The sequence below is a fragment of the Nonomuraea sp. NPDC050663 genome, assembly GCF_044456985.1.
Classification (GTDB): domain Bacteria; phylum Actinomycetota; class Actinomycetes; order Streptosporangiales; family Streptosporangiaceae; genus Nonomuraea.
The window spans coordinates 687,685-701,335 of sequence record NZ_JBITGL010000002.1 but is presented as its reverse complement, the minus strand read 5'-3'; the positions used below and the strand labels follow the sequence as shown (position 1 = coordinate 701,335).

Annotated in this window: 14 protein-coding genes; 4 read left to right on the top strand and 10 right to left on the bottom strand. The window is 71.7% G+C overall.

Annotated elements, in window-relative coordinates:
• The first annotated feature begins 18 nt into the window (after positions 1-18).
• From ACIBH1_RS08010 to ACIBH1_RS08000, 3 genes are read left to right on the top strand one after another with little or no spacing between them, the layout of a single operon-like run.
• On the top strand, positions 19-306 hold the full coding sequence (locus ACIBH1_RS08010) for an Lrp/AsnC family transcriptional regulator (RefSeq protein ID WP_181608273.1): 288 nt from the start codon (positions 19-21) through the stop codon (positions 304-306).
• 51 nt (positions 307-357) lie between these two features.
• Positions 358-798 (top strand): MarR family winged helix-turn-helix transcriptional regulator, encoded by a 441-nt coding sequence (locus ACIBH1_RS08005; RefSeq protein WP_397312851.1) that lies wholly within the window; start codon positions 358-360, stop codon positions 796-798.
• Positions 799-829: 31 nt separating this feature from the next.
• Entirely contained in the window at positions 830-1,213 is a 384-nt protein-coding gene (locus tag ACIBH1_RS08000; protein ID WP_397312850.1) for a PPOX class F420-dependent oxidoreductase, read from the top strand.
• A gap of 29 nt (positions 1,214-1,242) precedes the next feature.
• On the opposite strand, the gene ACIBH1_RS07995 is transcribed toward ACIBH1_RS08000, so the two are convergent.
• The 9 genes from ACIBH1_RS07995 to ACIBH1_RS07955 are packed head-to-tail and all read right to left on the bottom strand — an operon-like array spanning position 1,243 to position 11,550.
• Positions 1,243-2,817, bottom strand: coding sequence for a dipeptide ABC transporter ATP-binding protein (locus ACIBH1_RS07995; protein WP_397312849.1), 1,575 nt, complete (start codon positions 2,815-2,817; stop codon positions 1,243-1,245).
• A complete protein-coding gene (locus tag ACIBH1_RS07990; protein WP_397312848.1) occupies positions 2,814-3,668 on the bottom strand; it encodes an ABC transporter permease in 855 nt (284 codons plus the stop codon). Before ACIBH1_RS07990 ends, ACIBH1_RS07995 begins: the two co-directional genes overlap by 4 nt.
• Positions 3,668-4,585 carry an ABC transporter permease gene (locus ACIBH1_RS07985; protein WP_397312847.1) on the bottom strand — a complete coding sequence of 306 codons (918 nt, stop codon included), beginning with the start codon at positions 4,583-4,585 and terminating at the stop codon, positions 3,668-3,670. Before ACIBH1_RS07985 ends, ACIBH1_RS07990 begins: the two co-directional genes overlap by 1 nt.
• Positions 4,582-6,198: an ABC transporter substrate-binding protein gene (locus ACIBH1_RS07980; RefSeq protein ID WP_397312846.1), complete on the bottom strand. Its 1,617-nt coding sequence runs from the start codon at positions 6,196-6,198 to the stop codon at positions 4,582-4,584. The genes ACIBH1_RS07985 and ACIBH1_RS07980 overlap by 4 nt, the downstream gene beginning before the upstream one ends.
• Positions 6,195-7,295, bottom strand: a complete 1,101-nt coding sequence (locus ACIBH1_RS07975) for an LLM class flavin-dependent oxidoreductase (protein WP_397312845.1) — start codon at positions 7,293-7,295, stop codon at positions 6,195-6,197. The genes ACIBH1_RS07980 and ACIBH1_RS07975 overlap by 4 nt, the downstream gene beginning before the upstream one ends.
• Entirely contained in the window at positions 7,292-8,311 is a 1,020-nt protein-coding gene (locus tag ACIBH1_RS07970) for an LLM class flavin-dependent oxidoreductase (RefSeq protein ID WP_397312844.1), read from the bottom strand. Before ACIBH1_RS07970 ends, ACIBH1_RS07975 begins: the two co-directional genes overlap by 4 nt.
• Positions 8,308-9,552 (bottom strand): LLM class flavin-dependent oxidoreductase, encoded by a 1,245-nt coding sequence (locus tag ACIBH1_RS07965; protein WP_397312843.1) that lies wholly within the window; start codon positions 9,550-9,552, stop codon positions 8,308-8,310. Before ACIBH1_RS07965 ends, ACIBH1_RS07970 begins: the two co-directional genes overlap by 4 nt.
• Positions 9,549-10,847, bottom strand: coding sequence for an NtaA/DmoA family FMN-dependent monooxygenase (locus ACIBH1_RS07960; protein WP_397312842.1), 1,299 nt, complete (start codon positions 10,845-10,847; stop codon positions 9,549-9,551). Before ACIBH1_RS07960 ends, ACIBH1_RS07965 begins: the two co-directional genes overlap by 4 nt.
• Positions 10,840-11,550, bottom strand: a complete 711-nt coding sequence (locus ACIBH1_RS07955; protein ID WP_397312841.1) for a glutathione S-transferase C-terminal domain-containing protein — start codon at positions 11,548-11,550, stop codon at positions 10,840-10,842. The genes ACIBH1_RS07960 and ACIBH1_RS07955 overlap by 8 nt, the downstream gene beginning before the upstream one ends.
• Positions 11,551-11,669: 119 nt before the next feature.
• Here ACIBH1_RS07955 and ACIBH1_RS07950 point away from each other — a divergent pair, with 119 nt between their 5' ends.
• Positions 11,670-12,953, top strand: a complete 1,284-nt coding sequence (locus ACIBH1_RS07950) for a UDP-glucose dehydrogenase family protein (protein ID WP_397312840.1) — start codon at positions 11,670-11,672, stop codon at positions 12,951-12,953.
• A 1-nt stretch (position 12,954) separates the two neighbouring features.
• On the opposite strand, the gene ACIBH1_RS07945 is transcribed toward ACIBH1_RS07950, so the two are convergent.
• Positions 12,955-13,650, bottom strand: a complete 696-nt coding sequence (locus ACIBH1_RS07945) for a TetR/AcrR family transcriptional regulator (protein WP_397312839.1) — start codon at positions 13,648-13,650, stop codon at positions 12,955-12,957.
• Position 13,651 lies beyond the last annotated feature (1 nt).

Sequence of the window (13,651 nt, the reverse complement as noted above, 5' to 3'; positions counted from 1 at the left end):
GCCGATACAGTGTGGCTCATGGTCACGGCAATCGTTCACATCAACGCCGAGGTGGACCGCATCCCGGAGATCGCCCAGACGATCGCCGAGATCGGCGGGGTCAGCGAGGTGTACTCCATCACGGGCGAGTACGACCTGCTGGCGATGGTCCGCGTGCCCGCCTACGAGCAGATCGCCGAGGTCGTGCCGGGGCGCATCAACAAGGTGCCCGGGGTGCTGCACACCGAGACGCACATCGCGTTCCGGGCGTATTCGAAGCACGACCTCGACGCGGCGTTCTCCATCGGGCTGACGGAGTCCGACTGACCTCGTGTGACGGCGTAACCGTCAGGCCTCTGATGGCATAGCCTCGTCCCCATGGGCATCAAGGCGACCGAGTGGCGGCTCGGCGGTTACATCAAGCAGGCCGAGCAAGCCCTGATCGCCGAGAAGACGCGCGTCCTGCGTCCCTTCGGCCTGACCGTGCCGCAGTATGCCGCACTGCTGTCCCTCTGGCTGGTGCCCGGCGTCTCGGGGGCGCGCCTGGCCAGGTTGTGCCTGGTGACGCCGCAGAGCATGACCACGGTGCTGAAGACCCTGGAGGGCCGGGGGCTCATCGAGCGCACGCCTTCACCCGATCACGCGCAGGTGCTGGTCACCCGGCTCACCCCCGAGGGTGAGGCGCTGATCGAGCGGGCCGATGAGGCGGCGTCGGGCGTGGAGCGGCGGCTGTTCGACGCGTTCTCGGAGGCCGAGCGGGCGCAGGTGCGGGCGCTGCTGGAGAGGGCGACGGAGACCCTTGGAGCATACGAGGGTTGATAACCATCAAAGCTTTGATAGTTTGCTCGGCATGATTCCTGAGACTCATGCCGATCTGCTCGACCGTCCGCTCTTCGCTCACCTGGCCACGCTGATGCCCGACGGAAGCCCGCAGGTCACCCCTGTGTGGACGATCTGGGACGGCGAGTTCCTGCGTTTCACCACCACCCATGACCGGCAGAAGGGGCGCAACGCCGCCGAGCGGCCACAGGTGGCGATCTCGATCAACGATCCCGAGCAGCCCTACCGGTATCTGGAGGTGCGCGGCACGGTCGAGCGGGTGGAGGCCGATCCCGGCGGGGAGTTCTTCGACGTGCTCGCGCGACGCTACGGCCTGCCGTACGACAAGCCGGTGGGGGATGCCGAGCGGCGGGTGGTGCTGGTGGTGCGACCCACCAGGTTCACCCGGCAGTAGACGCCCGGCAGTAGGCGCCCGGCCGTCGTTCAGACCACCTCCCTGAGCGTCGCGGGGGCGGGGACGGCGGCCACGAGTTCGCGCGTGTACGGGTGGCCGGGGTCGAAGAAGATGTCGTCGGCCGGCCCGCTCTCCACGACCCGGCCGTCCTTCATGACCAGGACCCGGTCCGACACGTGATGCACCACCCCGAGGTCGTGGGAGATGAACACCATCGCCATCCCCAGCTCCGCCTGCAGGTCGGCGAGCAGGTCGAGGACCTGCGCCTGCACGGAGACGTCCAGCGCCGAGACGGGTTCGTCGCAGATCAGCACGTCGGGCCGGTAGCCGAGGGCCCTGGCGATGGCGACGCGCTGGCGCTGGCCGCCCGACAGGTCGCGGGGGCGGCGGGTGGCGAAGGACAGGTCGAGGCCGACGTACTCCAGGAGTTCCTCGATGCGCTCCTCAGGCAGGCGGCGGTGGTCGGAGATGAGGCGTGCGACGGTGTAGCGGGGGTCGAAGGAGTCCAGCGGGTTCTGGGAGATCACCTGGATGCGGGGGCGCAGGGGGCGGCGGGACTTCTCGGTCACGTCGCTCCACGGGCCGCCGAGGAGGGTGACGGTGCCCGAGGCAGGCTTCAGCAGGCCCAGGGCCAGGCGGGCGAGGGTGGTCTTGCCGCTGCCCGACTCGCCGACCACGCCGAGCGTTTCCGCGCGGTGGAGGACGAAGCCGATGTCCTGGGCGACCGTGCGCGTGCCGTACGAGAAGGAGAGGCCGGAGGCGGACAGGACGACCTCGTCGGAGCGGGGGCGCCGGGCGGGGACGCGGGTGCCGTCCGACAGGCGGTGGCCGCGGGATGCCGCGGAGGGCACCGCCGCCAGCAGGCGGCGGGTGTAGGGGTGCGTGGGCTCGCTCAGCACGCGGGCGGTGCTGCCCTGTTCGACGACGAGGCCGTCCTTCATGACCAGGATGCGGTCGGCGACGGAGGCGACCACGGCCAGGTCGTGGCTGATGAGCAGGAGTGCGGTGCCCGCGGCCTTGCGCTCGGCGAGCAGGCGCAGGATCTGGGCCTGGACGGTGACGTCCAGGGCGGTGGTGGGCTCGTCGGCGATGATCAGGGGCGGGTCGGCGGCGATGGCGGAGGCGATGAGGACCCGCTGGCGCAGGCCGCCGGAGAGCTGGTGGGGGTACTGGGGGAGCCGGGTGTCCGGGTCGGGGACGCCGACGGCGGTGAGGAGGTCGAGGACTCTGTGCCGTGTCGGCCCACCGGCGGAGCGCTCCTGGCGGCGCAGGGATTCGGCGATCTCCGCCTGGACCGTGCGCAGCGGGTCGAGGGAGACCAGGGCGTCCTGGAGCACGAGGCCGGCGAATCGCCCCCGCACCCCCCGCCACTCCCGCTCCCCGAACCCCAGCGCGTTCTTCCCGCCGAGCAGGAAGCGCGACGCCTCCACCCGGGACCCGGGACCGGCCAGGCCGAGCAGCGACCTGGCGGTCACGCTCTTGCCCGACCCCGACTCCCCCACGATCGCCACGCACTCGCCCGGCTCGATCGTCAGCGAGATCCCCCTGACCACCTGCGTCCCCGCGAACGAGACCCGCAGGTCGTCGATGCTGACCAGGCTCACCCCACGCTCCTCTCGGAAGGCCGGCCTTCGAAGCGCCGCTGCAGGCTCTGGCCGACGACGGTCAGGCTGATCACCGTCGCGGTGACAGCGAGCCCGGGGAAGAACGCCTCCCACCAGGCCACGCGCAGATAGTTGCGCGCCTCGGACAACATGGCGCCCCATTCGGCCGCGGGCGGCTGGGGTCCCATGCCGAGGAAGCTGAGCCCGGCCGCGGCCACGATGGCGGTGCCGAGCCCGATGGTGGCCAGCACCGGCAGCGGCCCGAGCACGTTGGGCAGGACGTGCCGGGTGGTGATCACCCATGGCCGGTGGCCGTGGGTGACGGCCTGCTCGACGTAGCCGGAGCGGCGCACGACGAAGGTCTGGGCGCGCACGACGCGGGCGTAGTTCGGGAGCTGGGCGATCGCGATGGCGACGACGACGTTGGCGGTGCCGGGACCGATGATCGCGATGACGAGCAGGGCGAACAGGATCTCCGGCAGTGTGGAGAGCACGTCGAAGGCGCGGGTCATCAGCTCGTCGAGCCAGCGGGGCGCCAGGCCCGCCGCGAGTCCGAGCAGCAGTCCCGCGGTCAGGGCGAGGAAGGTGGCGGCGACGGAGATGCCGAGCGAGAAGCGGGCGCCGTGGACCACCCGCGCGAGCAAGTCGCGGCCGAGGTGGTCGGTGCCGAACCAGTGTCCGGCGCTCGGCGGGGCGAGCGCCGCCAGGGGGTCGGCCTGGAGCGGGTCGACGGGGGTGAGCAGGGCGGGTACGGCGGCCGCCAGGGCCAGGAGCAGGAGGAACAGCTGGGCGATGACGATGCGGGCGACCGGGCGCGGCGCCCCCGGCCTAGCGGCGAGGACCCCGGCCATCACGCGCTCCGCAGTCTCGGGTCGATGACCCGGTAGAGCAGGTCGAGCACGGTGCTGATCAGCACGTACAGGGCGGCGGCGAGGATGACGATCGCCATCATCACCGGCAGGTCCTGGCCGGTCACCGCGGTCAGGGTGAGCTGGCCCAGCCCCGGCCTGCCGTACAGGGACTCGGTGATGATCGCGCCGCTCAGCAGGCTGCCGGTGAGCATGCCCGCCAGCGTGACGGCGGGCAGCGAGGCGTGCCGGAGCGTGTGGCGCACCACCAGGGCGCTCTCGGTCAGCCCGCGCGCCCGCGCGGTGACCGCGAACGGCTGTTCCTGCGCGCGTTCGAGCCCTTCCCTGAGCACCTGGCCGAGCGAGCCCGCGATGGGCAGTCCCAGCGTGAGCGCGGGCAGCACCAGGGCGGAGGTGTCCCGCGCGCCGGAGACGGGGAACCAGCCGAGCGTGAAGGAGAAGACGAACAGCAGCAGGATCCCCACCAGGAACGGCGGCACCGACACCCAGGCGAGCTGCACGCCGGAGACGGCGCCGCGCAGCCAGCGGCCCCGGCCGGCGGTCGCGACGGCCAGCAGGAGCGCCAGGACGATGCCGGTCGCGGTGGCGGCCAGCATGAGCTCGACGGTGGGGCCGAGCTGGCCCGCCAGGAGGTCGCCCACACCCTGCTGGAGGGTGTAGGAGCGGCCGAGGTCGCCCTGGAGGAGGCGGGCCAGGTAGGACAGGTACTGCACGATCTCGGGCTGGTCCAGGCCCCATTCGCGGGCGATGGCCGCGCGGATCTCGGGGGTGTCGGCGCCGTCGCCGAGCAGGATGGTGGTCACGTCGCCCGGCGCGACGAGCAGCGCCAGCCAGGAGGCGGTGGCGGCGGCCCACATGACGCCCACGGCTCCCGCGAGCCGTACGAGGACGGCCTTCACGTGCCGATCCGCACGTCGTAGGCACTGCGCGGCGTCCCCGACGACGGGTCGAAGCCCAGCCCGCTGACGCTCCGGTGGGCGGCGATCTGGTCGGCCGGCTGGTAGACCGGCAGCACGATCGCCTCCTCTGTCACGACCCGCTGCTGCACCTTCACGTACAGCTCCTTGCGCCGCGCGGGGTCGGACGTGGTCGACGCCTCGGCCAGCCACGCGTCGACCTCCGGGTCTGCGTGCCGGGTCCGGTTGATCGCGCCCTTGGCCGGCAGGATGAGGTTGAGCGCGGCGCCCACGTCGGAGTCGCCGCGCGAGTTCTCGAACAGCTCGTACTCGTTGTCCTCGACCGCCTTGGCGGCGGTTCCGGCATCGACGATCTTCACCTGGAAGTCGATCCCCGCGCTCTGCTTGACCTGCGCCTGGATGGCCTGGGCCAGCACGTCGCGGCGGTCGCGCACGAACGGGGCGGCGGCGACGGTCCTGACGGTGAGCCGCCTGCCGTCCTTGGTGCGGAAGCCCTCGGCGTCGCGCGCCGTCCAGCCCGCCTCGTCGAGCAGTGCGTTGGCCTTGGCGGTGTCGCCGCCGTAGCTCTTCTCCAGGGAGGCGTCGTAGAACGGGCTGCGGCTGCCGACCAGGCTCCAGGCGCGGCTGGCGCTGCCCTGGTAGACGGAGGCGAGCACCTTGTCGACGTCGACGGCTTCGCGGAAGGCCTGCCGTACCCGCTTGTCGTCGAAGGGGGCGCGGGAGACGTTGAAGTAGTAGGTGAAGGAGGTGCCGGTGTTCAGCTCGCTGGCGAACGTCAGCTCGGGGTCGGCCTTGATCAGGGGAATCTCGGTGGCCGGAACACCCTCGGCGACCTGGACCTGGCCGGAGGTGAGCGCGCCGACGCGCACGGAGGCCGTGGGCAGGATGCGGTAGGTCAGCGTCGACAGGTGCGCGGGTCCCTGGTGCGCTGCGGTGGCGGGCGGCCACGCGTAGGCGTCGTTGCGCCGGTAGCGGATCTCCTGGCCCGGCACGAACGCCTCCAGGACGAACGGCCCGGTCCCGACCAGGTCGGGGCCGCCCGCCTTGAGGTCCTTGGCGCTCTGCAGCGACTTCGGCGAGACCTGCCCTCCGTACGGCGAGGCGAGGAAGTCCAGCAGCAGCGCGTCGGGGGCCTTGAGCGTGAGCTCGACCGAGGTGGGCGACAGCACCTCGGTCCTGTCGAGGTTGCGCAGCTGGATGGCCTTGACGACGGCGTTGTAGTCGGCCTTGCCGAACTGGTCGAGGTTGGCCTTGACCGCGGCGGCGTCGAATTTCGTCCCGTCGTGGAAGGTGACGTCGTCGCGCAGCTCGAAGGTGTAGGTCAGGTGGTCGGGCGAGACCTGCCACGATTTCGCCAGCCACGGCACGAAATTTCCGGTCTTGTCGCGGGCGATCAGCGCGTCGAACTGGTTGAACACCAGCAGCCTGGCCTTGTTCTGCGCCCACTGGTGCGGGTTGAGCGTCACGGGTTGCGTCTCGATCGCCCAGGTCAGGCTCGTGCCGGTGACGGTGCCGGTGGCCGCCTCCTGCGGCGCCCCGGTCCCGCACGCGGCCGCCAGCACCATCAGGGGCAGCACTGCCCGCAGGATCTTCACTTTCGTCCTTCCCAGGCCTTGGCGAGCAGTTCGTAGGAGCGGACCCGGTCCGCGTGGTCGTGCGTGACGGTCGTGACGAGCAGCTCGTCGGCGCCGGTCACCCGGCGCAGGGTCTCCAGCCGCTCCACCACGGTCCCGGGCGAGCCGGTGAACTGGGTGTCGAGCCGGTCCTGGACCAGGGCCCGGTCCTGCTCGCTCCAGGTGAAGGCGGCGGCCTCCTCGGGAGTGGGGAACGGGATCGCGCCGTCGCCCCTGCGGATCGAGCGCACCCACAGCCCGTACGGCGAGGCCAGCTCGCGGGCCTGCTCGTCGGTGCCGGCCACGACCACGTCCGCCGAGACGATCACGTACGGCTCGGCGAGCGCGGCGGACGGCTTGAACGCCTCCCGGTAGGCCTCGACCGCCTCCAGGACCGAGGAGGGCGCGACGTGGTAGTTGGCCGCGAAGGGCAGCCCCCGCTCCCCTGCGACCCGCGCAGACTGCCCGCCGCTGCTGCCGAGGATCCACAGCTCTACCCGGGCGCCCTCGCCGGGGACGGCCGGCGCCTGGTGGGTGCCGTCGAGGAAGGCGACGACCTCGTCGATCTGGTCGGCGAAGTCGGGCGTCTGGGCTCCCGGCTGCTGCAGCAGGGCGATCTGGTGACGCAGCTGCGGGTGCTTGACCAGGAAGGAGTAGTCGAACGGCGGCGGGATGAGCAGCCCGTCGACCACCCTGGCCTCGGTGCTGGGCGGGGGCGGCGCCTCGGCCGCCAGTTCGGCGCGGCGCTGTCCTGAACGTCCGATGCCGAGGTCGACGCGCCCCGGATACAGCGCGTCCACCAGGCCGAACGACTCCACGACCGACAGCGGCGTCTGGTGTCCGAGCTGCACCGCGCCCGATCCCACCCGGATCCGGGAGGTCGCGGCGGCCACGAGGCCGATGAGCACGGCGGGGGCAGCGCTGGCCACGCCCCTGGCGAAGTGGTGCTCGGCCACCCAGTAGCGGCGGTAGCCGTACTGCTCGGCCTTGACGGCCAGGTCGATGCTGTTGCGCAGGGCCTGGCCCGCGGTGCCGCCCGAAGGGATGGGAGCCAGGTCGAGAATGGACAGAGCCGTCATGCGTTCACCGCCGGGATCTCGTCGCGCAGCACGGGGGCGATCTCGCTCTGGAAGAGCTCCAGGGTGCGGCGGTGCTGGGCCTCGGTGAGCCCTTCGCGGTCCGCCGGGATGTGGATCACCTCGTGGCCGAACCGTTTGTGGTAGCGCAGCACCTTGTCGATGATCTGCTGAGGGCTGCCGATGAGGGCGGAGCTGCGTTCGGCGAAGTCCTCCACGGTGGGGAAGACCGGGTCGAGCCCCGCCCGCTCGAACAGCTTCAGCCGCTCGGTGAAGATCGGCCGGTAGGTCTCGATGGCGTCCTGGGAGTTCTCGGCGGCGTAAAAGGCGGCCGTTCCGGCGCCTACCAGGGCCCTGACCGGGTCGTGGCCGTAGTGCGCCCAGCGTTCGCGGTAGTGGTCGACCAGCTCGGCGTAGGGCTCGATGGGGTTGGTGACGTTGGCGGAGAACAGCGGATCGCCGTACTTTGCGGCCAGCTCCACCGACTCCTTGCTGGTGGCGCTGCCGTGCCAGACGCGGACCGGCCTCTGCAGCGGCCTGGGCAGCACCTCGGCGTCCTGCAGCGGCGGGCGGTACTTCCCGCTCCAGGTGACCCTGTCCTCGCGCCAGAGCCGGCGGAACAGCTCGTAGCCCTCCCGGTTGCGCTCCCACTGGTCGTCGGGGGTGACGCTGAACAGCTCGCGCTGGGCGGCGCCGTTGCCCTTGCCGATGATCAGTTCGAGCCGCCCGCCCGACAGGTGGTCGAGCGTGGCGTAGTCCTCGTAGGCGCGCACCGGGTCGAGCAGCGACAACGTCGTCACCGCCGTGAAGAGCCTGATGTCGCGGGTCCTGGCGGCGATGTTGCTGAGCACGACGGGCGGCGAGGAGGAGATGAAGGGCCGCTCGTGCCGCTCCCCCACGCCGAAGCCGTCGAAGCCGAGCTCCTCGAAGAGCACCGCGGTGTCGACCACCTCGCGCAGGCGTTCGGTGGGGGTGGAGCCGTCCAGGTGGGTGATCAGGGTGATGCCGAGAAATTTCATGACACCTCCGCGTAGCGGCTGGCGGGCCGGGTCAGGCCGAGATGGCCGCGCAGCGTGCCGGCCGCGTAGGCGTCACGGAAGGCTCCGCGGGCGCGCAGGACGGCCGTCAGCTCGTGGGCGATGACCTTCAGGTCGTACGGCAGGGCGCCGGGGCGCAGCCTGAAGCCCTCGACACCCGCCTCCCGCCAGTCCAGGAGCAGGTCGGCGAGCTCCTCGGCGCTTCCGGTGAAGACGAGCGCGTCCGAGGTCAGCTCCCTGCCGTCCAGCGCGTCGAGGCGGGCCTTGCGCCCGGCGGCATCGTCGCCCAGGAAGACCAGCAGGTCGGCGAAGACCTTGACCGGCCCGCGTGGAGCGCCGGTCTCCAGCTCGCGGATCTCGGCGACCGTGGCCGCGGCCTGCTCGCGCGAGTGCGGCGTCACGAACACCACGTCGGCGTGCCGTACGGCGAACTCGTACGGCACCCGCGAGTGCGCCAGCGCGGCCACCACCGGCTGGCCCTGCGGCGGGCGCGGGGTGATCGACGGGCCTCTGACGCTGAAGAAGCGCCCCTCGAAGTCGATCGTGTGCAGCTTGTCCCGGTCGAGGAACCGGCCGGTGGCCTCGTCGCGGATCTCCGCGTCGTCCTCCCAGCTGTCCCACAGCCGCCTGGCCACCTCGACCGCGTCGCCCGCCTCCTCGAACAGGTCGCCGACATGCTTGCGGAAGTCGTCGTCCATGGCCGCCTCGAAGGCCGTCACACGCGCCTGGGCCGACCCCGTGCCCGCCGCCGGCTCCAGCTCGGCCCTGGTGCCCGCTCCGAGCGCCGGGAAGCGCCTGCGGCCGATCAGATCGGCCTCGAACGAGCGGGCCGAGATCCGCGGCTGCCAGCCGGCCCTGCCCTCGCTGGCGAAGTCGAGCGAGGCGATGCCGATCGCGACGTGGAACGGCTCGGTGTGCGTGGTCGTGGCCGTCGGGATCAGCCCGATGCGGCTGGTGGCGGGCGCGACGCGGGCGGCGAGCAGGACCGCGTCGAGCCGCCCGCGCACCTGGTCGGTGCGCGAGTCGAGGCCGTCGAGCAGGGTGGACTGCAGGCCGAAGGAGTCCTCGAAGGTCACGAAGTCGAGCATCCCCCGCTCGGCCTCGCGCACCAGCGCGGTCCAGTACTGCGCGTCGAACACCTCCGACGGGGTCAGCAGCCCCTCCCGCCAGGCCGCGGGATGCCATCCGGCGCCCTCCAGGGCCACCGCCAGGTGCAGGCTCATCGGGTCAGCCCCAGGTGCTCTCGGAGGGTCGAGCCGGTGTACGACTCGCGGAAGACGCCGCGCTCGCGCAGCAGCGGCACGACGGTGTCGACGAAGTCGTCGAGCCCGCCGGGCGTCAGGTGCGGCACGAGGATGAAGCCGTCGGCGGCGTCGGCCTGCACGTGCTCGTCGATCTGCCTGGCCACCTGCTCGGGCGTGCCGACGAAGGTCTGGCGGCCGGTGACCTCGATGACCAGCTCGCGGGTGGTCAGGCCGCGCTCCTCGGCCAGCGCGCGCCACTTGGCCGCGATCGCCTGCCGGTCGCCCAGCGGCACCCGGCCCTGCGTGACGCCCTCGCCGTCGTCGGGGTCGGTCTCGGGCAGCGGGCCGTCGGGGTCGTGCCCGGACAGGTCGCGCCCCCACACCTGCTCCAGGAAGGCCAGCGCCGTCTGCGGGCCGACCTGCTGGAGGCGGACGGCGGCGGCGTTGGCCCTGGCCTCCTCTTCGGTCCCGCCGAGGGCGAAGGTGGCGGCGGGCATGATCTTCAGCTCGTACGGCTTGCGCCCGTACCTGGCCAGCCTGGTCTTGACGTCGGTGTAGAACCGTTTGCCGTCCTCCAGCGTGCCGTGGCGGCTGAAGATGACGTCGGCGTTGCGCGCGGCGAACTCCCTGCCCTCGTCGGAGTCGCCCGCCTGGATGATCACCGGGCGGCCGCCGGGCAGCGTGGCGGTGCCGGTGACGCCGAAGTGCGTGCCCTCGTGGGTGACCTGCCTGATCGCGCCCTGCCGTACGAAGTCCGGACCTTGGAAGGGGTCGGGCGCCCAGGAGTCCCAGAAGGCGCGGGCCACCCGCAGGAACTCCTCCGCTCTGCGGTAGCGGTCGGCGCGGTCCAGGTAGCCGCCGCGCCGGAAGTTCTCGCCGGTGAAGGCGTCGGAGGTGGTGACGACGTTCCACGCGGCGCGGCCCGCGCTGAGGTGGTCGAGGCTGGCCAGGCGCCTGGCCAGCTCGTACGGCTCGTTGAAGGTGGCGTTGACGGTGCCGGCCAGTCCCAGGCGGTCGGTCACGGCGGCCAGCGCCGACAGCACGGTCAGCGCTTCGGGCCGCCCCGCGACGTCGAGGTCGTGGATGAGGCCCTTGTGCTCGCGTAACCGCAGGCCCTCGGCGAGGAAGAAGAAGTCGAAGCCGCCGCGCTCGGCCGTGCGGGCCAGGTGGACGAAGGAGGAGAAGGCGATCTGGCTCAGGGAGCGCGGATCGGCCCAGACGGTGGTGTTGTTGACGCCGGGGAAGTGCGCGGCGAGGTGGACCTGCTTACGCATGGGTCGGCCCGAAGGCGTCGTGCTCGCGCAGGCGGCCGGTGTAGTCCCACAGGTGCTTGTGCTCCGGGAAGGGCGCCAGGCGGACCAGCGACGGCCACAGCCGGACGTCGGACTCGGTGATCTCCTCGCCGAACAGGTACGGACGGTCCTTCAGCCGGTCGTCGAGCACCTCCAGGCTGCCGGGGGTGACGCCCTTGTTGACGTGGTGGAAGATCCAGTCGTTCAGCTCGTCGATCTCGGCGCGCCTGTCCTCGGGGTAGAGGTAGGGCCCGCTGCCCTCGAACCGGGTGGCCAGGTCGATCGTGATGTCCGGGTAGTTGTTGCTCACGATGACGCCCTGCTCCTTGTCCCAGAGCACCGGCACCGAGATGTGGCCCGGGTAGCCGGGCTCGGTGGCGTGGTAGGCCTGCTCCAGGAAGTCGAAGCCGTTGATCGGGTCGGCGCCGCGCCGTTCCCTGAAGGCCCAGCCCCTGCCGTCGCGCTCGTCGTCGACGTACGACAGGCTGACCACGTCCTGCAGGCCCCTGAGCCTGCGCACGATGACGGCGCGCTGCGCGTAGGGGCAGACCCAGGCGACGTACAGGTGGTAGCGGCCGGGCTCGGCGGGGAACCCGGCGGAGCCGATCCGTCCTTGGAAGGGGTAGGTCGGCGCGCCCCTGCCGTAGGGGCCGTAGGTGTCCAGGTCAACAGGGCTTGCGGTCATTCCGGTCCCTTTCTCCATATTACCTACATAGACAGTAGGAAAATAGGCTTTATATGTCAATGCATGAACTCGGCGGTAAGGTGGTTGACCTCCAGCGATCACATACAGGACGGGCTGCCATGCCACGCACCATCGCCGTCTTCGGAGCCGGATACATCGGCCTGGTCACCGCCGCCTGCCTGGCCGAGCTCGGGCACACCGTCGTGGTCCGCGACATCCAGCCCGAGCGTGTCCAGCGGCTGCAGGCGGGCGAGGTGCCCATCTTCGAGCCGGGCCTGGCCGAGATGATCGCCCGCAACACCGAGCGGCTCAGCTTCACCCTCGACGCCGCCACCGCCCTGGCGGCCGCGGAGGTCGCCTACGTCTGCGTCGACACCCCGCCAACCGTCTCAGGCGACGCCGACCTGTCACGCGTCTGGTCGGTCGTCGACTCCCTCAGGGGCGCGCCCGCCCTGCTGGCCGTGGTCGTCAAGAGCACGGTGCCGGTCGGCACCGGCAGGCGCATCCGCACGGTGCTCAACGAGTCGGGCCTGGAGCACGTCGCCTACGCCTCCAACCCCGAGTTCACCGCCGAGGGCCGCGCCGTCGCCGACTTCATGACCCCCGACCGCATCGTCATCGGCGGCTCCGACCAGGACGTCATCCGCCTCGTCGCCGACCTGCACCACGGCATCAACGCGCCCATCGAGGTCATGGACGTCGCCTCCGCCGAGATGACCAAGCTCGCCGCCAACGCCGCGCTCATGACCCGCATCAGCTTCATCAACGAGATCGCCGCCCTGTGCGAGCTGACCGGCGCCGACGTCGAGCTCGTCTCCAAGGCCATCGGGCTCGACCACCGCATCGGCGCCCACTTCCTGCAGGCCGGCATCGGCTGGGGCGGCAGCTGCTTCCCGAAGGACTCCGAGGCGCTCAAGCAGCTGGCCAGCAACACCGGCTACCACCCGCAGCTGCTCAACGCCGCCATCGAGGTGAACAACCTGCAGAAGCGGCGCGCCATCCAGACGCTCAAGCAGGCCCTGGGCAGCCTCGAGGGCACCGAGATCGCGCTGCTCGGCATGACCTTCAAGCCCAGCACCGACGACATGCGCGAGTCGCCCAGCACGGTCCTGGCGGCCCGGCTGCTCGCCGAGGGTGCCAGGGTGCGCTGCTGGGACCCGCTGGCGCCCCAGGAGCTGCCCGAGCCGTGGTCGCAGACCACCCGCCACCCGCGTGCCCTCGACGCCCTCGACGGCGCCGACGCGGTCATCCTGGCCACCGCCTGGCCGGAGCTGCGCGAGCTGCCGTGGCACGAGGCCCACGACCTCATGCGGCGGCCCGTCATGTTCGACGGGCGCAACCTGCTCGACCCGGCCAAGATGCGCGCGCTCGGCTTCACCTACATGAGCGTCGGACGGCCGTGACCTAAGGAGCGCCCCCGAGCTCCGTGGGGCCCAGCCCGAGCTCCGTGGCACCCAGCCCGAGCTCCGTGGCGCCCAGCCCGGTGAGCAGGGTCGCGACCCCCTCGGCCAGCACCCGCTCGCCCTCCTCGCGGGAGTCCAGGAACCAGCCGGGCAGGCGGGTCCTGACGCCGCACGTCAGCTCGATGCTGACGATCCCGTGGATCGTGGTCCACACCAGATAGCCCGCGCGCACCGGATCCGCCGGACGGAGCAAACCCGCCTGCGCCGCCGCCCCGATCGCCTCCGTGAGCAGGGCGAACGTGCGGTCGAGCGCGGCGCGGCGCACCTCGGGCGAGGGGTCGAAGCCGGCGAGCGGCCGCTCGAACATCAGGGCGTAGAGGCGCGGGTCCGCCAGGGCGAACTCCCGGTAGCCGTGCGCCACGGCCAGGATCCGGCCGATCGGGTCGGCCCGCCCGTCGAGCGAGGCCGTCAGCGATCCGTGGAGGGCGCGGAAGCCGTACTCGTAGACCGCCTCCAGGAGCCCTGCCCGGCCGCCGAACCCGGTGTAGATCCCCATCGTGGAGGTCCCGGCGGCGTCGGCGACGCGGCGGAGCGTCAGATGCGTGGCCCCCTCGTCGCGCAGCACGCGCACGGCGGCGTCGAGCAGGTCCCGGCGCAGCGAGCCGAGATCTTTCGAGGTGCTTACGTCTCGCGGCACG